The sequence below is a fragment of the Serratia sp. D1N4 genome (assembly GCF_054552755.1).
On record NZ_CM137274.1, the window covers coordinates 4532532 to 4550000 of the forward strand.

Here is a 17469-nt window from a genome sequence, read left to right on the forward strand (position 1 = left end):
ACATGAGTGAAATCAACCGCAATGAGACATGGAAAGTAGAAAGTACCGGGATCGATCGCGTACCTGATGCGGAACAGACCGGTAAACCTATCGAGCTGTTCTGGGTCTGGTCAGCTGCCAACATCGGCATTCTTGGCGTGGTGTATGGGGCGATTATCGTCGCCTTTGGCCTGTCGTTCGTTCAGTCGATTCTGGCTGCCCTGGTTGGCGTCGCCAGCTTTATTCTGGTGGGTTACACCAGCTTCGCTGGCAAACGCGGCCGTACCTCTACCCTGACCTTATCGCGGGTGATTTTTGGTCTGAAAGGCAATATTGCCCCTACCACCTTCAGTTGGGTCAACCTGATGGGCTGGGAGGCGGTCAACGTGATTACCGGCACGCTGACGCTGGCGGCCCTGTTCCAGGCGGCGGGCATCAGCGCCAGCCATTCTCTCACTGCCATCAGCCTGTTGCTGTTTGGCGGCCTGACCATCGTCGTCAGCCTGCTCGGCCAGAATACCGTGGTCTGGATGCAGAGCTGGTTCAGCCGGATTTTCGGCACCATGACGTTGATCGTGGTGTTGTATATCGTCTTTACCACTGAGTGGGGCAAGGTGCTGTCGTTGCCTTCCGGCAGTTGGCTGACCGGCTTCCTGCCAGCGGTTTCGGTGATCGCCGCCGGTACCGGCATCAGTTGGGCCATCGCCGGGGCGGATTACAGCCGTTACCAGAGCCCGCAGTCTTCCGATAAAAGCATTTTTGCCGCCGTGGTAGGCGGTGCCTGCCTGCCGCTGATGCTGCTGATGTTCACCGGGATCCTGCTGTCGGTGCAACTGCCGGACCTGGCCAGCTCCGCCAACCCGATTGCGCTGATCGGCTCGGTGCTGCCGAAATGGATGGCCATCCCCTATCTGCTGGCCGCTACCGCCGGGATCGTCACTATCGCAGTGCTCAGCCTCTACTCCGCCAGCCTGAACCTGTTGACGCTGGGGGTGAAAGTGAAGCAGTCGCTGGCAGTGTCTATCGATGCAGTGCTGGTGCTCGGCATTGCCATCTACGTGCTGTTTGTCTCTGAAGATTTCCTGGGGCCATTCATCTCGTTCCTGGTGTTCTGCGGCGTCTTCCTCGCGGCCTGGGCGGCGATTTTCATCCTCGATTACACCAAGCTGCGCCGCCACCACGGCTACGATGCCAACGCGCTGTATGGTCTGAACGGCCAGAATCGCGGCGTGCGTAAAGTACCGCTGCTCTGCTGGTTCCTCGGTGCTTTCTGCGGGCTGATGGTGACCAAAACCGGTTTTATCGATGGCCCATTGGCTAAAGGCCTGTTTGCCGACTCCAGCCTGGGGCTGTTCGTTTCCTTCCTGGTCAGCCTGCTCGGTTATGGCCTGTATCTGGCTAAGTGCGGGGCGCGCCAATGAGTGAGCTGTTAGCCGTAAGACCGATTCTGGTGGTCGGGGGAGCAGTGGGTGATCTGGTACTCACGCTGCCACACTTGCCCAGCAGCGGTGAAGATATTGAAGCCGTGCCACAAGATCGGCAGATTGGTGGCTGTGCCTTTAACGTGGCGCGCGCGCTGCGCCGCCTGAATGTGCCGGTGATCAACGGTATGCCGGTCGGCAACGGAGATTGGGGTGCCACCATTGAAAGCGCGATGCAGGAGCTGGATCTGCCGGTGCTGCTGCGCCACGGTCAGATGGATAACGGCTGGTGCCTGGCATTAGTGGAACCCAACGGTGAACGCACGTTTATCACCATCACCGGCTGTGAAGCACAGTGGAACAAGGCCCAATTAGCCACTCTGCCGCTGGAAGCAGAGACCGTGGTGTATGCCAACGGTTACGAATTGGTGGGTGAACCGGGCGAAGCGTTACGTGACTGGCTGACGCGCCTGCCGTTCGATCAGCAGCGGTTGATCGACCCCGGCCCACGGGTTGGTCAGTTGGGTGCAGAGTTCTTTGCCATGCTCAGCGACAGCCATACCCTGCTGACCCTGAACCGCGACGAAGTGGCGATCTTGTGTGGCGAGGGCGATGCGGTCAGCGCCGCACAGCGCTTTGCCAGCGCGCATAATATTACATTGATCTGCCGTTTGGATCGTGACGGGGCCTGGATTTGCGATGGCCACCAGCCACCGCAGCATGTGCCGATCTATCCGGTTGAAGTGGTTGATACCATCGGTGCGGGCGACGCTCACTGCGCCGGTTTGCTGGCCGGGCTTTCTGCCGGTTGGCCACTGCCACAGGCGGTCGATCTCGCCAACCGCGTTGCCGCCTGCGTGGTCGCCAGCCGGGGAGCTGCAGGGGCACCGGACTGGCAGCAGCTACAACAGCGCTTTCCTGCCTGATGCGTTCAGGGCCAGACATAGGGTAATGCCGGCCAGTTAAGCAAAAAAATGCATAATCATTTGGCAATACGCTAACAGCGCAGCTCCCTCTCACCAAAGGAGAGGGAGCTGGTTAGTCTTAACCCTGACATCGCTTAATGCGCCTTCTGCATCTCTCCGACCACCTCTTCTGGCTGATGTTGATAGTTGAACGTCAGCGCGAAGATCACCCCCAGCACCAGCGTATAAGCCGCAAACACCAGCCAGATACTCTGCCAGTCTTTCACGCCATCCTGGGTAAAGAAGTCCACCACTTCACCGCTGGCGATCGCCCCAACGTAGGCACCCGCACCGTTGACCATGCTCATAAACAGCCCTTGCGCGCTGGCACGAATGCGGTGGTCGGCTTCTTTTTCAACAAAGATCGCACCGGAAATATTAAAGAAATCAAACGCGCAGCCATAAACGATCATCGACAGCAGCAGCAAGATAAAACCGAATCCGGCCGGGGTGCCATAGGCCAAAAACAGGAAGCGCAGCGTCCAGGCGGCCATGCTGATCAGCATCACCTGTTTAATGCCGTATTTACGCAGGAAGAACGGGATCGTGAGGATGAAGAACACCTCAGAGATTTGTGACAGGGAAAGCAGCACGGAAGGATAACGCACGCTAAAACTTTCCTGATACAGCGGGTTGAGCGAGAAATCGTGCAGGAATGGGTTACCGAAGGTGTTAGTGATCTGCAGCGCGGCCCCCAGCAGCATGGCAAACAGGAAGAAGACCGCCATGCGCTTTTGTTTGAACAATACAAAGGCATCCAGCCCCAGCAGGCTGACCCAGCTTTGCGAGCGCTTCACATTGTTGGTCGGGCAATGGGGCAGCGTCAGCGAATAAGCGGCTAACACCAGCGATACCGCCGCAGCCAGGTATAGCTGCATATTGCTCAGTTCAATTTTGCCGAAACTGATCAGCCACATCGCCAGAATAAAGCCCACGGTTCCATAGACCCGCACCGGCGGGAAATCTTTTACCGTATCGCAGCCGTGCTTTTCCAGGCAGAAGTAAGAAATGGCGTTGGACAGCGCGATAGTGGGCATATACACCATGGCGTTGAACAGCATCACCCAGAACATCACCATCGGCTGTTCGACCTGGGCCGCGCAGTACAGCGCCACCGCGCCAAGTAAATGACACAGGCCGTAGAGGTAATTGGCCTTGATCCAGCGATCGGCAATAATCCCTGCCAAGCTCGGCATAATCAGTGCCGCAATGCCTTTCGAACTGTAAACCATTCCTACCTGTACCCCGCTGAAATGCAGGGTGTTGATCATGTAAGACCCTAAGGTCACTAACCAGGCACCCCAGATAAAGAACTGGAGGAAGACCATCACTTTCAATCTGGTTTTTATTGCCATTACCATCACCTTGTTATTCTGATTTAACGATGATTTACGCGGCAAAGTAGGGTTTGCCGCGGGGTATCGGACGGAAATAATATTTACAGCGTTTTGAAGAACTCGCGGATCAGGCGCATAAAATCGTCGGCCGCCATTGCGGCACAGCTCAGCGTCTGCTCGTGAGAAAGTGGGGTATCCGACAGCCCTTCGGCGTAGTTGGTCATCGCCGACACCACAAGCACCTTCAGGCCGCAATGGCGGGCAGAAAGCACTTCCGGCACGATCGACATCCCCACCACGTCGCAGCCCAGCGTTTGCATCATGCGGATCTCTGCCGGGGTTTCGAAATTCGGGCCGGTATAGGCAGCAAACACCCCTTCGGCCAGCGGGATCCCGACCTTTTCCGCTACCTGCGCCAGCTGCGCACGCAAGTCACGATCGTAGGCATTGGCCAGGCTGAAGAAGCGCGGGCCAAAGCGCTCGTCGTTGCTGCCCACTAATGGGGATTCCGGCATAAAGTTGATGTGGTCGGTCAGTGCCACCAGGCTACCCGGCGCAACCGACTTGCGCAGCGAACCGGCGGCATTAGTCGCCAACAGGAACTCACAGCCCAGCAGTTTGAAGGTGCGTATTGCCGTGGTCATCACCTGCATGCCGCGCCCTTCATAGAAATGCCCGCGCCCCTTCATGCACAACACCGGCACCCCTTCCAGCCAACCGGCCACCAGTTGCCCGGCGTGGCCAACGACGCTGCTTACCGGGAAGCCCGGCAATTCGGTATAGTCGATGGTGACGGTATCCTTCATCACCTCGGCCAGCGCTCCCAGCCCAGATCCCAGAATCAAGGCAGCACGCGGCTGAAAGCCGGGCAGCCGGGTACGCAAAATATCCGCACAGGAAAAAGCATCTTCTTGATTAAACATAGTATTCTCTTCTGTGGAAGGGTGGAGTGTTCCCCATAGTAGAGAGCGATTGAGGGCGGCGACCAATACATTATTGCCCGCTGATTTATTCCATTTACCTATAAATACCTGCCGGGAGGCGCACCACTGATGAAACAGCCAATGCCCGACCCAAGCCGGATTAATTTCCGTCTGCTGCATTATTTCCGCGTGGTGGCGGAAGAGATGAATTTCACACAGGCAGCGCGGCGGCTGAATATCTCTCAACCCCCGCTCAGCAAACATATCAAAGAGCTGGAAAGCCAGCTGGGCGTAGAATTATTTAAGCGCACCACCCGCTCCATGGCGCTGACGCTGGCAGGCCGCACGCTGTTTCATAACGTCGAGATGCTGCTGGATCAGGCGGGCAACGCGCTCAATCAGGTGCAGCAACTGGGGCGTGGTGAGGCGGGCCATATGGTGATTGGCATGGTGGGCACGTCGGTGTGGGGTGGGCTGATCCCGGCGCTGAAACGTTTTACCGCACAAGCCGACAAGGTGACCTGGGTACTGAACGAACAGACCCCCAGCCAGCAGATTATTTCACTGCAAAAGCGGCATATAGATATTGGCGTGTGGCGCGAGGCCAAGCAACAGGCGCTGCCGGGCCTGGCGTGCCAGCTATTGGCACGGGAGAAGATGGCGGTGGTACTGCCGGTATCACATCCGTTGGCTGACGGCACGGCGATCCCGCTGCAAGCATTGCAGCATGACAAATTTATTGTGCTGCCGCCGCACGAGGCCAGTTTGGGGCTGTATCTGCACAATCTGTGCCTGCAACAGGGTTTTGTGCCGGAGATTTCGCATCAGGTCAATGAACCGCAAACGCTGATGGCGCTGGTAGCGGAAGGATATGGTATTACGCTGCTGCCGGACAGCTATGGGCGAATCCCATGGCCCGGCGTGCGTTTTTGCCCGCTGCTGGCGGCACCCTCGGCCGATCTGTATGCGATCTATCATGCCGAAAGTGCCACACCGGTGGTACGGGCGTTCCTGAAAATGCTGCGCACGCCGCAGGAGGCTTAAGGTGCCGCTTGCACCACAAACTGGCCGGTAGAACCGCGATCGGCCATTTCCAGCGTTTGGCTGTAGTACAGGAACGGGAAGTGCTCTGAGGAAACCTGGTTGAAATACACCAGCAGTTCGACATCGCCATCCACCCAAACGGTATCCTTCCAGCCGCGATCTTCCGCCATCGGCTGAGCGCCGTTGACACGTTTCACCAGAAACTGCACGCCCTGGATGTGAAATGCCTGCGGGGTGTCGGCATGGATCGTCCAGCGCTCCCAGGTGCCCTGCTGCGCTTGCACATCAATGCGGTTCATATCCCAGATCACGCCGTTAATTCCGGCCATCTTGTCGCCTAGAGTGAACTCACGCGAACGGATTGCGTTCCCCTCCAGCAGTTGATCCGGCAGCAGGCGCGCTGGCAGGTTATCGGTGACCAGCGGCAACAGGCCGGTGGGTTTCAAGGTCAGCACCTGAGTGGAAACCAGCAGGCTGGAAGGTTCAAACAGGCCACGCAGACGGTCCATCATGCTCGCCGCTTCACCGGCAGTAATGGTCACATCATCACCTTTCGACATGTCGATCAGCACTTCACGGCGCTCACCCGGAGCCAAAGAAAGCTGTTGTACCGACACCGGAGCAGGCAGGAAGCCCTGATCGCTGGCGATCACGCTGATCGGCCGACCGTCGCTCAACTGCAACTGGTAACGCCGTGAGTTGGAAGCATTCAGCAAACGCAGCCGCACCCAGCCGCGAGAAACTTCCACATAGGGGTTTTGCACACCGTTCACCAGCAGCGTGTCCCCCACAAAACCCCCGTGTGCGGGCGGATTGTATTCAGGGGTACCGAAATTATCCAACCGCTTGTCCTGAATGATCAGCGGGAAATCATCCACACCATAATGGTTTGGCAAGGGTAGATTTTTGCCGATCTCATCTTCGACCAGCCATAAACCAGCCAGGCCGTTGTAAACGTGCGGTGCCATCCGATTGGGGGTGTTAGCGTGATACCAGCAGGTGGCTGCCGCCTGGCGGATCGGAATCACCGGCGACCAATCAATATTCGGCGACATCATGCGCGCCGCGCCACCCATTAGCGTGCCCGGCACTTGCAGGCCGCTGATGGTCATCGATACCGGCTCGGTCAGGCGGTTACTGTAGATCAGTTTGACGTCGTCACCGCTGTATACCCGCACCGTCGGCCCCAGGTAGGTGCCGTTAATGCCCCACACCGATGTTTTGCGGTTATCCATAAAGGCCCAGTGGGCGCGTTGCAGCGTTAAAAACAGAGGCTGCCCACGGCGGGATTCCAACAGGGGCGGAATGGGTAACGGGGTCTGCGTTCCGCTCGCCTCAGCCCTCAGCGGCACCGCTCCAGCGCACAGCGCCAAGCCCGATGCCTGAATAAACTGACGTCGACTGAGTGACATATTTTCTCCATGGAAACCAAACTAAACTGTATGAAAAGCCCCGGCTGACCGGGGCATAAGTGTACAACCCCTCTCTATGGGGGGCGGGGTGAGGGACTTTAGTTCAGTCAATTCCCCCTCACCCTAACCCTCTCCCCGAAGGAGAGGGAACTGGTTAGCCTTAACTGACCAGCATTACAACTGACCCGAGCATAGGCGCAATGCCTAATATCGCGCGCCCTATGGGTGGGCCGGGGTGAGGGACTTTAGTTCAGTGAATTCCCCTCACCCTAACCCTCTCCCCGAAGGAGAGGGAACTGGTTAGTCTTTACTGACCAGCATTACAGCTAACCCGAGCATAGATGCAATGCCTAATATTACGCCCCCTCTCCCTTTGGGAGAGGGCCGGGGTGAGGGGCTTTAGCCGGTGATATTCCCTTCACCCTCATTCTCTCCCCCGAAGCAAGGGAACTGGCCAGCCTTTAACTATCGGCACTGACCTGCTGAATACTTTTATTTTTTGTTGGCGTCCAGTTGGGCAACTTCTGCATCCAACTGCTCAATTTTCGCCTTCATCAGATCGCGGCAATGGGCCGCCAACTCACGCACCTGCTCTTTGCTGTAAGCACTCGTATCGACCGGTTCCAGCATCTCCACAATCGCATGACCGTTATTCCAGCGATTGAGGTTGATCTTGCCGCTGGTGGTAGAAACGCAAATCGGCACAACCGGCACCCCTGCCGCAATTGCCGCATGGAATGCACCGGTTTTGAACGGCAACAATCCACGGCCACGGCTGCGGGTACCCTCTGGGAACATCCAGACAGAAATGTCTTTTTCCGCCAATGCTTCAACCACCTGGGCAATAGTGCCGTGCGCTTTGGCACGGTTATTCCGATCGATCAGCAGATTACCGGCCAGCCAATAGAGCGGGCCGAAAAACGGGATCCACGCCAGGCTTTTCTTGCCAACCGTCACGGTGCGCGGCTGCACAATATTGGAAACCGTTACCATGTCGTAGTTATTCTGATGGTTGGCAATATAAATGCACTTGCCGTTATTGGCCGCACTGGCAGGTTTACGCACTTCGACCTTGATACCGAATACCGTCGACAAACGACCAAACAGGTGGCCAAAAGTCGCCACATGACGGGGGTTACGCGGGCTGAACAAACAGTAAATCGAACCAAAAATACAGACCAGAATACAATATATCGCGACAATAATCGCACGTAATATCAATAACATAACCACCTCATTAGCACACTGCTGGCGCAGCACTTTACGTCCCTGCTGTTTTCACTATTTTCTCGCCAGCAGACGATCGGCACAATACATTTATGCAGCGAACCCCCACAATTTGGAATCTACCCCACCACTCCAAACATTTAGGGGACACCGGTAAAAAAGCGGGCGCAGCCTGCTACGCCCGAATGATCCTCTGATACCGGCTTACTCTTCGCTATCGCTCGGCAATATTCGCTCCGGCATATCCAGCTCAACCCGATCAATCCGTTGCAGGCCGCGCGGCAGCAAGGTGCCTTTACGACCACGCTCAGCGCGGAATTTCTGCAGGTCCTCTGGCCGCAGCGTCAGCTTGCGCTTGCCTACGTGCAGGGTGACGGAAGTCTGCGGTGGCAGCACGAACAGCCAGATCAGCTTATCTTCACCCGACGCCGCCTGCGCCGACGCTATCGAAACAATCTTGTTGCCCTTACCCTTCGACAACTGCGGCAGATCGGCCACCGGGAACATCAGCATGCGGCCCGCGGCGGTAATCGACAGCAGCATGTCATCAGCACCGTGGATCTCCATCGGCGGCAGCGCCTTGGCGTTATCCGGCAGAGTGATCATCACTTTACCGGCACGGTTGCGTGCCACCAGATCGCTGAAGGTACACACGAAGCCGTAACCGGCATCGGAAGCCATCAGCAGTTTCTGATCGTCAGCCGCCATCAGCACCTGTGCGATCGTTGCACCCGGCGGTGGCGTCAGTTTACCGGTTAACGGTTCGCCCTGCCCGCGCGCAGAAGGCAGCGTCAGCGGATCGAGCGCATAACTGCGCCCGGTGGAGTCGATAAACACCACCGGCTGGTTACTCTTGCCACGCGCGGCGGCACGGAAGCTGTCACCGGCTTTGTAGCTCAGCCCCGTTGGATCGATATCATGGCCTTTGGCGCTGCGCACCCAGCCCATTTCAGACAACACAATGGTCACCGGCTCAGAAGGCACAAAGTCGTGCTCGCTCATCGCCTTGGCTTCTTCACGCTCGGTCAGCGGTGAACGACGATCGTCACCGTAGGCCTGCGCATCGGCCTGGATCTCTTTCTTAATCAGCGTATTCAGCTTGCGCTCGGACGCCAGCAGCGCTTGCAGGTGATCGCGCTCTTTCGCCAGTTCATCCTGTTCGCCGCGGATCTTCACTTCTTCCAGCTTGGCCAAGTGGCGCAGCTTCAGTTCGAGGATCGCTTCAGCCTGGGTGTCGGAGATGCCAAAACGCTGCATCAGTACCGGCTTCGGTTCATCTTCACTGCGGATGATGTGGATCACTTCATCGATATTGAGGAACGCAACCAGCAAACCTTCCAGAATGTGCAGGCGTTTCAGCACTTTTTCCAGGCGGTAGTTCAGGCGGCGGCGCACCGTATCGCGGCGGAAAACCAGCCATTCGGTGAGGATCTCCAACAGCCCTTTGACCTGCGGGCGGTTATCCAGGCCGATCATGTTCATGTTGATGCGGTAGCTGCGTTCCAGATCGGTAGTGGCAAACAGGTGGTTCATCACCTGATCCAGGTCGATACGGTTGGAACGCGGCACGATCACCAGGCGGGTCGGGTTCTCGTGATCCGACTCATCGCGCAGATCTTCCACCATTGGCAGCTTCTTGGCGCGCATCTGGCTGGCGATCTGCTCTAACACCTTGGCACCGGAAACCTGGTGCGGCAGTGCGGTAATCACCGCGCTACCGTCTTCTTTCTTCCAGATGGCGCGCATGCGTACCGAGCCACGGCCATTCTGGTAAATTTTGCGGATTTCGTCGCGCGGGGTGATGATTTCAGCTTCGGTCGGGAAGTCCGGCCCTTGCACAAACTCCAGCAGATCCTCAAGCGAGGTATCTGGTTTGTCGATCAACGCGATCACCGCCGCCGCCACTTCGCGTACGTTGTGCGGTGGGATATCGGTGGCCATACCGACGGCAATGCCCGTAGTGCCGTTGAGCAGGATGTTCGGCAGGCGCGCCGGTAACATTTTGGGTTCCTGCATGGTGCCATCGAAGTTTGGCACCCAATTGACCGTGCCCTGCCCCAGTTCACCCAGCAACACTTCGGCGTATTTCGACAGGCGCGATTCGGTATAACGCATCGCGGCGAAGGATTTCGGATCGTCCGGTGCCCCCCAGTTCCCCTGACCATCCACCAGCGGATAGCGGTAAGAGAACGGCTGCGCCATCAGCACCATCGCTTCATAGCAGGCACTGTCACCGTGCGGATGGTATTTACCCAAGACATCGCCCACGGTACGGGCCGATTTTTTGAATTTAGCGTTGTTGCTCAGCCCCAGTTCCGACATGGCATAGATGATACGGCGCTGTACCGGCTTTAAACCATCGCCAATATACGGCAACGCCCGATCCATGATGACGTACATGGAATAGTCCAGATAGGCTTTTTCAGTGAATGTGTGCAGCGGTAAACGCTCAACACCGTCATGAGTCAGTTCACTCATTACTCAAATATCCTCAGACCGTAGTTTGGCTATCCCTGACAATGGGGCGCAGTGTATGGTGCATAACAACAGCGCCCGCAATTTAATGGGTTGTCGATTCTGGTCGCGATAGTAACTCATCTGCAGGGTAGCTGTCACAGATGGCGCATTGATCGCCCAGCGGCATCGATAATTTATCTATTTTATGCAAAACCCTGCCATCGACGGCTCTCTTTATTGACTCACAGTCAACACTGTTGTGCGCCAGTTCGCATTTTTCCCTGAGGTGTAAAAGATTACACTCCGTTTCAGCAATATGGTGACCGCACAGCAGCGGTGACCATAACCTATTCTGATTCTGACAGGGGCAGTGTACCGATGAGCAATATTCTGATTATCAACGCCAAGAAGCATTTCGGCCATTCCAAGGGCGAACTAAACCAAACCCTGAGCGACGTAGCGGAAAGTTTTCTGCGCGACGGCAAGCACGATGTGCAGGTCACCGTGGTCGATGATGGCTACGACATTGAAACCGAAGTACAGAAATACCTGTGGGCCGATGCGGTGATCTATCAGATGCCAGGCTGGTGGATGGGTGAACCCTGGATCCTGAAAAAATACATCGATGAAGTGTTCACCGCGGGCCACGGCAGCCTGTATGCCAGCGATGGCCGCACCCGCGCCGATGCGGCGAAAAAATACGGTTCAGGCGGCCTGATTCAGGGTAAAAAATATATGCTGAGCCTGACCTGGAACGCTCCGCTGCAAGCCTTTACCGATCCGGAGCAGTTCTTCGAAGGCGTGGGCGTTGACGGGGTTTACCTGCACTTCCACAAGGCCAACCAGTTCCTGGGAATGGAAGCTCTGCCAACCTTTATCTGTAATGATGTGATTAAGCAGCCGGATATTGCGGGTGATATCGCACGCTTTCGCGCGCATCTGGCTGAGGTTTTTGCTTAAGCGTCGCCCCTCACCCTAACCCTCTCCCACAGGGAGAGGGAACTGGTTAGGCTTAAAGATTAGCAGCATGCCCCCTTATCTCTCACACAGATCTACAGCGTCTGCACATCAAGGTTTGCGCTGACATAATCCAGAAAACAGGTAATGCGTGCGGCCAATTGCGTATTGCGGTAATACACCGCGTTAATCGGTTGGCGCACGTCCAGCGTTTCCTCTTCCAGGAGTGCGATCAACCGCCCTTCCCGCTGATCTTCGCGCGTCATAAAATCTGCCAGTTGAACGATGCCAACCCCACGTAGCGCCAGTTGCCGCAGCGTTTCACCGCTGGACGCCGACAGCGTTGGGGTAATGGCAAAATGCTCCGCCTGCTGGTTGCGCAACGGCCACAGATTCAGCGATTCTGGCTGGGTAAACCCCAACAGGCAATGCTGATTGAGTTCGTCAACGCTCTGCGGAGCACCGAAGCGGGCAATATATTCCGGGCTGGCGAGAATGCGTAGCCTGCTAGCCCCAAGAAGGCGCGCGTGGATGGTCGAGTCGCGCAATGTGCCGATGCGAATGGCGATGTCGGTGCGTTTCTCTAATAGATCGATAATCTGGTTATCGGTATGCAGTTCCAGCTCAATCTGCGGAAAACGTTGGCGAAAACCTGCCACCAGCGGCACGATCACGTGCTCCATAAAGGGGGCGGCGGCGTTGACCCGCAGCCGACCGGCCGGGATCTGGCGGCGTAACGCCATCTGCTCTTCAGCATTCTCCACCGAGTGAATAATCTCCCGCGAGTGAACGAGAAAACTCTGTCCCTCTTCGGTCAGTTCCAAGCGGCGGGTGGTGCGGCGCAATAAGGTGGTATCGAGTTTTTTTTCCAGGCGGCTGAGGGCACGACTGATGCCGGAAGTGGTCTGGCCGAGCTGCTCAGCAGCGGAGGTGATGGAGCCGCTGTCGATCACCGAAGTGAACGCGAGCAATTCGTCGAGGGTGATCTTCATGCTTTCCGCCCTGAATATCGGGCGCAGTCTGCCGCGCCTCTAGGGGATTGAGGCAGGGGCCGGTATCCCGGCCCCCAGGCATCAGACCGACAAGTCGGCCATGTCACCTTTATCCTGCAGCCAGTTGCGGCGATCTTCCGAACGCTTCTTCGCCAGCAGCATATCCATCAGCGCCATGGTTTGATCCGTATTCTCGTCATCAATGGTCAACTGCACCAATCGGCGAGTGTTGGGATCGAGCGTGGTTTCACGCAGTTGCAGCGGGTTCATCTCGCCCAACCCTTTGAAACGCTGAACGTTCGGTTTGCCTTTCTTGCGCTTCAATTGATCCAGCACACCGGCTTTTTCCTCTTCGTCTAGGGCGTAATAAACCTCTTTACCCAAGTCGATACGGTACAACGGAGGCATCGCTACATAGACGTGCCCACCTTTGACTAGCGCACTGAAGTGGCGCACAAACAGCGCACACAACAGCGTGGCGATGTGCAGGCCGTCAGAGTCCGCATCCGCCAGGATACAGATTTTGCCGTAACGCAGTTGGCTGAGATCTTCGCTGTCTGGATCGATGCCGATCGCCACTGAGATATCATGCACTTCCTGCGAGGCCAGCACTTCGTCAGAAGAGACTTCCCAAGTGTTCAGGATCTTGCCTTTCAGCGGCATGATCGCCTGATATTCACGATCGCGCGCCTGTTTGGCCGAGCCACCCGCCGAGTCCCCTTCCACCAGGAACAGCTCGGTCATGCTCAGATCCTGCGAGGTGCAATCCGCCAGCTTGCCCGGCAATGCAGGCCCGCTTGTCAGTTTTTTACGCACCACTTTTTTCGCCGCACGCAAACGGCGCTGGGCGCTGGAGATCGCCAGTTCAGCCAGTTGTTCGGCCGCCTGCACGTTCTGGTTCAGCCACAGGCTGAAGGCATCTTTCACTACGCCGGAAACAAACGCCGCACACTGACGCGAAGACAAACGCTCTTTGGTCTGCCCGGCAAATTGCGGATCCTGCATTTTCACCGACAGCACGTAAGCACAGCGATCCCAGATATCTTCGGCAGAAAGCTTCACGCCGCGTGGCAGAATATTGCGGAACTCGCAGAATTCACGCATGGCATCCAGCAAGCCCTGACGCAAACCGTTAACGTGAGTACCGCCCTGCATGGTCGGGATCAGGTTGACGTAGCTCTCCGTTAGCAGTTCCCCGCCCTCCGGCAGCCACAGCAGCGCCCAATCCACCGCCTCGGTGTCACCGGCAAAGTTACCGACAAACGCTTTTTCCGGCAGGGTAATCAGGCCGTTCACCGCCTCCATCAGATAATCGGTGAGACCATCCTGGTAGCACCAACGCTGCTCGGTGTTATTCAGCTTGTCGATAAAGTAGATTTCAACGCCGGGGCACAGCACCGCTTTGGCTTTCAGCAGGTGCGACAGGCGGGAAACCGAGAAGCGTGGGCTGTCGAAGAACTGCTCGTCAGGCCAGAAGTGAATGCTGGTGCCGGTGTTGCGCTTGCCGCAGCTACCAGTCACCGCCAATTCCTGCACTTTGTCGCCGTTCTCAAAAGCGATGCTATAGACGTTGCCGTCGCGCTTAACGCTGACTTCCACCCGTTTGGACAGGGCGTTGACCACCGAGATGCCCACGCCGTGCAGGCCGCCGGAGAACTGGTAGTTTTTATTGGAGAATTTACCGCCCGCGTGCAGACGACACATGATCAACTCAACCGCCGGTACGCCTTCTTCAGGGTGGATGTCCACCGGCATGCCGCGGCCGTCGTCGATCACTTCCAGTGACTGATCGGCGTGCAGAATCACATCGATACGCTTGGCGTGGCCCGCCAACGCTTCATCGACGCTGTTATCAATCACCTCTTGGCCGAGGTGGTTCGGGCGCGTCGTGTCGGTATACATACCGGGACGGCGGCGCACTGGTTCTAGACCGCTGAGTACTTCAATGGCATCAGCGTTATAGCTGGATTGAGTCATCGTTGATTATTTTTCGTGGTTAAGGGGAGGTGCTGGAACCGCCTACCTCTTCAGTATACCTGCGGCACATGAAGTTGCAGCGGTGTTATAGCCCTAAAAAATCCACAATCTGGGGGAAGTAGTGTTCGAAACCGACGAAGGCGTGGTTTCCACCGGATTCCACCGTTTGCCGACAGGCGGTGTAATAAGCCACAGCCTGGCCGTAATCGAGGATTTCATCGCCCGTTTGTTGTAGCAACCAGATTAAATCCGGCGACTCCAAGGGATCGATCTGCATCACTTTCAGATCGTAAACGTGGCGTGACTCTAACACATATTGTTGGCCGGTGTAGGGGTTCTCGTTTGGCCCGAGATAGTCGATCAGCAGCTCAAACGGCTTCACCGCCGGGTTAACCACCACCGCGGGCAAAGCAAAACACTGGGACAACCAGGTGGCATAATAGCCCCCTAATGAAGAGCCCACCACGCCCAGCGTATGGCCAGCACGCTCCATGACCAGATTTTCCAGCATTTCGGCTGCGTCTTCCGGGTAAGGCGGCAACTGCGGCACCAGCATGTCAATCTCTGGGTGATGCTCAGCCAGCCAGGCCTTGAAAGAGGTTGCCTTGGCCGAGAGCGGCGAACTGTTAAAACCGTGTAGGTAGAGTAATGTTGAAGGCATCAGTAGCCGTCCGAATCCATGTCGGGGCGGAAATCGTCGTTCTCCAAGCGGAATACCTGGGTTTCCACGCGGCCATCGGGCAGCAGGTCAAGGTAGCGCCAGCCAGGGGAGACTTCGTCGATAGTAAAATTGGTGCAGTGCGGTTTGAATTGCACACAGGTAGAGGGAGAAGCCAGCAGGCGACGCCCATGCCAGTCGAGATCCAGCTCCTGGTGAATATGCCCACACAACAGGGTATTCACTTTTGGATAATTCGCCAGCACCGCAGCCAGTTGATGCGAGTTGCGCAGACTGTGCTGATCGAGCCAGCTACAGCCACAAGGGAATGGGTGATGATGCAGCAACAGCAGCGTATAGCGCTCTGGGTAAGCCGTGAGGCAACGCTCCATCCATGCCAACTGGTAGTCGCTCAATTCGCCGTGCGGCACGCCGAAAACCTGGCTGTCCAACAGCAGTACCTGCCAGCTGTCTCCCAGCAAAATATGCTTTGAAGGGGTGATCCTGGCAGCCGCCAGTGCGTCAACCATCGCCGGTTGGAAATCGTGATTGCCCGGCAGCCACACACAGGGAGCGGGCAAGCGAATAATACCTTCAGCAAAATGCCGGTAGGCTGCCAGCGAATGATCCTGCGCCAGATCGCCGGTTGCCACGATCAAATCGCTCTCCCGCTGCTGGGCGATGATCGCATCCAGCACGGCGTGATAGCTGGAATAGGTATTGATGCCCAGCAAGGTCTCATTTTTGCCGGCAAACAGGTGGGTATCTGTTATTTGCAGGATCCTGACCCTGGCCCCACTCGCCACAGGCAGTTTCAACAGGCTTTCCAAATGGTGTCCTTTGTTATTGCAGTCTGTCTAACAAACCGGAACCGCCACCGCTCCATGCGCTAAACAATAGCGCAACCAATCAGCAAGAAACTGGTTAATTTGATGCTTTTCGTCACGTTGATGCAACTTTTTATTCGGATAATCATAACGCGCTTTAAAGCGGTAGATCTGCTGGCTGGAACACACTTCCGCAACCATCGCGTCATAATACAGACGCACCGTCATGGCAGGCAGGCTCCAGTAGCTGACCGCAGGCGCAATCTGCTCAATTTCCACCAGCGAGGTATAACGCGTAGATTCAACAATAGTCAGACGATAACTGGCGCCGTTCACCTGATAAGTCACGATTTCACCCACTTCGTCGTTGCGCGGCAGCAAACGGCGTAATTGTGCGAAATTGGTTTCACACAATCTCATCATTTCCGGAAAATCAGGGGTATAGCGCTTTTGCATTTAGTCGACCCACTCTGCTTTGAGCGATTGATGGTGCAACGCCAGCCACTGCAATGCAATCACTGATGCGGCGTTGTCAATCGCGCCCTCTTCAACCCAGCGGTAAGCCTGTTCACGGCTAACCACATGGACACGGATGTCTTCATTCTCTTCCTCCAGTCCATGGATCCCTTCCGCCGTCAGGGCATCGACCTCACCCACCATGATCGACAGGCGTTCACTGGTGCCGCCGGGGCTAGCCAGGTAACTCAGCACCGGCTTGCAGCGCCCGACCACCACGCCTGCCTCTTCCAACGCTTCGCGGCGGCAGACGTCCTCAACGCTTTCCCCGGTTTCAATAATGCCTGCGACCATTTCCAGCAGCCAGGGGGAAACCGAGGTGTCGATCGCCGCAATACGCAGTTGTTCAATCAATACGACTTCATCACGTACAGGGTCATAGGGTAGCAGCACAGCCGCATGGCCGCGCTCAAAAATCTCGCGTTTTACCTCTCCGCTCATTTCACCATTGAACAAACGGTGACGAAACCGGTATAAATTAAGTGAAAAAAAACCACGATATAGCGTCTCACGTGCAATAATTTCTACATCATTCTCATCAAAAGTAACGGGCGAAGGCTGCAAGCGGTTCATCTGGCGAATTCTCCTGTGTCAGTATGCGGGCAAAATAAACAGTTTCGATGACAGAAACGGCAAGGTCATCTTTCCCGGCTTTGTGATAGATTGTGAACCATGATATCAGGTGATGCATGTGCAAACAGTCAAGCGTAGGTCAACGTAGCGTCCTGAAAGGTAAAAGTTCTGTGAGATGGCACATTAAGCCAACTTAAGCCATCA

Annotated in this window: 15 protein-coding genes; 4 read left to right on the forward strand and 11 right to left on the reverse strand. The window is 56.3% G+C overall.

Translation table 11 applies throughout. The features are described 5' to 3' along the window. Positions 1–2 precede the first annotated feature (2 nt). Together ACX1CU_RS20320 and ACX1CU_RS20325 are read left to right on the forward strand one after the other, a co-directional pair. Complete coding sequence (locus ACX1CU_RS20320; RefSeq protein WP_459400028.1) at positions 3–1400, forward strand: purine-cytosine permease family protein; 1398 nt, start codon at positions 3–5, stop codon at positions 1398–1400. After that, the gene (locus tag ACX1CU_RS20325) at positions 1397–2326 is read left to right on the forward strand and encodes a PfkB family carbohydrate kinase (protein WP_459400029.1); all 930 of its coding nucleotides are present in this window, start codon (positions 1397–1399) and stop codon (positions 2324–2326) included. Before ACX1CU_RS20320 ends, ACX1CU_RS20325 begins: the two co-directional genes overlap by 4 nt. A gap of 134 nt (positions 2327–2460) precedes the next feature. Here ACX1CU_RS20325 and ACX1CU_RS20330 read toward each other — a convergent pair whose 3' ends face one another. Together ACX1CU_RS20330 and xapA are read right to left on the reverse strand one after the other, a co-directional pair. Then, positions 2461–3720: a nucleoside permease gene (locus tag ACX1CU_RS20330; RefSeq protein ID WP_459400030.1), complete on the reverse strand. Its 1260-nt coding sequence runs from the start codon at positions 3718–3720 to the stop codon at positions 2461–2463. An 83-nt stretch (positions 3721–3803) separates the two neighbouring features. Next, the gene (gene xapA, locus ACX1CU_RS20335) at positions 3804–4625 is read right to left on the reverse strand and encodes a xanthosine phosphorylase (RefSeq protein WP_459400031.1); all 822 of its coding nucleotides are present in this window, start codon (positions 4623–4625) and stop codon (positions 3804–3806) included. Positions 4626–4766: 141 nt separating this feature from the next. On the opposite strand from xapA, the gene ACX1CU_RS20340 reads away from it, so the two are divergent. Continuing rightward, on the forward strand, positions 4767–5669 hold the full coding sequence (locus tag ACX1CU_RS20340; protein WP_459402871.1) for a LysR family transcriptional regulator: 903 nt from the start codon (positions 4767–4769) through the stop codon (positions 5667–5669). On the opposite strand, the gene ftsP is transcribed toward ACX1CU_RS20340, so the two are convergent. The 3 genes from ftsP to parC form a co-directional block, all read right to left on the reverse strand. Continuing rightward, complete coding sequence (ftsP, locus tag ACX1CU_RS20345) at positions 5666–7081, reverse strand: cell division protein FtsP (protein ID WP_459400032.1); 1416 nt, start codon at positions 7079–7081, stop codon at positions 5666–5668. The genes ACX1CU_RS20340 and ftsP overlap by 4 nt on opposite strands. A gap of 492 nt (positions 7082–7573) precedes the next feature. Then, positions 7574–8308: a 1-acylglycerol-3-phosphate O-acyltransferase gene (locus ACX1CU_RS20350; RefSeq protein WP_459400033.1), complete on the reverse strand. Its 735-nt coding sequence runs from the start codon at positions 8306–8308 to the stop codon at positions 7574–7576. Positions 8309–8512: 204 nt separating this feature from the next. Next, complete coding sequence (gene parC, locus ACX1CU_RS20355; RefSeq protein WP_459400034.1) at positions 8513–10786, reverse strand: DNA topoisomerase IV subunit A; 2274 nt, start codon at positions 10784–10786, stop codon at positions 8513–8515. 357 nt (positions 10787–11143) lie between these two features. Between parC and ACX1CU_RS20360 the strand changes: the two genes are divergently transcribed. After that, a complete protein-coding gene (locus ACX1CU_RS20360; RefSeq protein ID WP_459400035.1) occupies positions 11144–11725 on the forward strand; it encodes an NAD(P)H-dependent oxidoreductase in 582 nt (193 codons plus the stop codon). 92 nt (positions 11726–11817) lie between these two features. On the opposite strand, the gene ACX1CU_RS20365 is transcribed toward ACX1CU_RS20360, so the two are convergent. The 6 genes from ACX1CU_RS20365 to nudF all read right to left on the reverse strand — a co-directional run bounded on the left by ACX1CU_RS20365 (position 11818) and on the right by nudF (position 17265). After that, positions 11818–12714, reverse strand: a complete 897-nt coding sequence (locus ACX1CU_RS20365; RefSeq protein ID WP_459400036.1) for a LysR substrate-binding domain-containing protein — start codon at positions 12712–12714, stop codon at positions 11818–11820. An 81-nt stretch (positions 12715–12795) separates the two neighbouring features. Then, complete coding sequence (parE, locus tag ACX1CU_RS20370) at positions 12796–14691, reverse strand: DNA topoisomerase IV subunit B (protein WP_459400037.1); 1896 nt, start codon at positions 14689–14691, stop codon at positions 12796–12798. 85 nt (positions 14692–14776) lie between these two features. Next, complete coding sequence (gene yqiA / locus ACX1CU_RS20375) at positions 14777–15352, reverse strand: esterase YqiA (RefSeq protein WP_459400038.1); 576 nt, start codon at positions 15350–15352, stop codon at positions 14777–14779. Next, positions 15352–16179, reverse strand: coding sequence for a 3',5'-cyclic-AMP phosphodiesterase (gene cpdA, locus ACX1CU_RS20380; protein WP_459400039.1), 828 nt, complete (start codon positions 16177–16179; stop codon positions 15352–15354). The genes yqiA and cpdA overlap by 1 nt, the downstream gene beginning before the upstream one ends. Before the next feature lie 27 nt (positions 16180–16206). Continuing rightward, positions 16207–16632 (reverse strand): DUF1249 family protein, encoded by a 426-nt coding sequence (locus ACX1CU_RS20385; protein WP_459400040.1) that lies wholly within the window; start codon positions 16630–16632, stop codon positions 16207–16209. Continuing rightward, a complete protein-coding gene (gene nudF / locus ACX1CU_RS20390) occupies positions 16633–17265 on the reverse strand; it encodes an ADP-ribose diphosphatase (protein ID WP_459400041.1) in 633 nt (210 codons plus the stop codon). Positions 17266–17469: the final 204 nt, after the last annotated feature.

Coding starts and splice junctions, on each gene's coding strand:
- ACX1CU_RS20325 (WP_459400029.1), top strand. CDS start 1,397: ATGAGTGAGCTGTTAGCCGTAAGACCGATTCTGGTGGTCGGGGGAGCA.
- parE (WP_459400037.1), bottom strand. CDS start 14,691: ATGACTCAATCCAGCTATAACGCTGATGCCATTGAAGTACTCAGCGGT.
- nudF (WP_459400041.1), bottom strand. CDS start 17,265: ATGAACCGCTTGCAGCCTTCGCCCGTTACTTTTGATGAGAATGATGTA.
- xapA (WP_459400031.1), bottom strand. CDS start 4,625: ATGTTTAATCAAGAAGATGCTTTTTCCTGTGCGGATATTTTGCGTACC.
- parC (WP_459400034.1), bottom strand. CDS start 10,786: ATGAGTGAACTGACTCATGACGGTGTTGAGCGTTTACCGCTGCACACA.
- ACX1CU_RS20365 (WP_459400036.1), bottom strand. CDS start 12,714: ATGAAGATCACCCTCGACGAATTGCTCGCGTTCACTTCGGTGATCGAC.
- ACX1CU_RS20320 (WP_459400028.1), top strand. CDS start 3: ATGAGTGAAATCAACCGCAATGAGACATGGAAAGTAGAAAGTACCGGG.
- ftsP (WP_459400032.1), bottom strand. CDS start 7,081: ATGTCACTCAGTCGACGTCAGTTTATTCAGGCATCGGGCTTGGCGCTG.
- ACX1CU_RS20330 (WP_459400030.1), bottom strand. CDS start 3,720: ATGGCAATAAAAACCAGATTGAAAGTGATGGTCTTCCTCCAGTTCTTT.
- ACX1CU_RS20340 (WP_459402871.1), top strand. CDS start 4,767: ATGCCCGACCCAAGCCGGATTAATTTCCGTCTGCTGCATTATTTCCGC.
- yqiA (WP_459400038.1), bottom strand. CDS start 15,352: ATGCCTTCAACATTACTCTACCTACACGGTTTTAACAGTTCGCCGCTC.
- ACX1CU_RS20360 (WP_459400035.1), top strand. CDS start 11,144: ATGAGCAATATTCTGATTATCAACGCCAAGAAGCATTTCGGCCATTCC.
- ACX1CU_RS20350 (WP_459400033.1), bottom strand. CDS start 8,308: ATGTTATTGATATTACGTGCGATTATTGTCGCGATATATTGTATTCTG.
- ACX1CU_RS20385 (WP_459400040.1), bottom strand. CDS start 16,632: ATGCAAAAGCGCTATACCCCTGATTTTCCGGAAATGATGAGATTGTGT.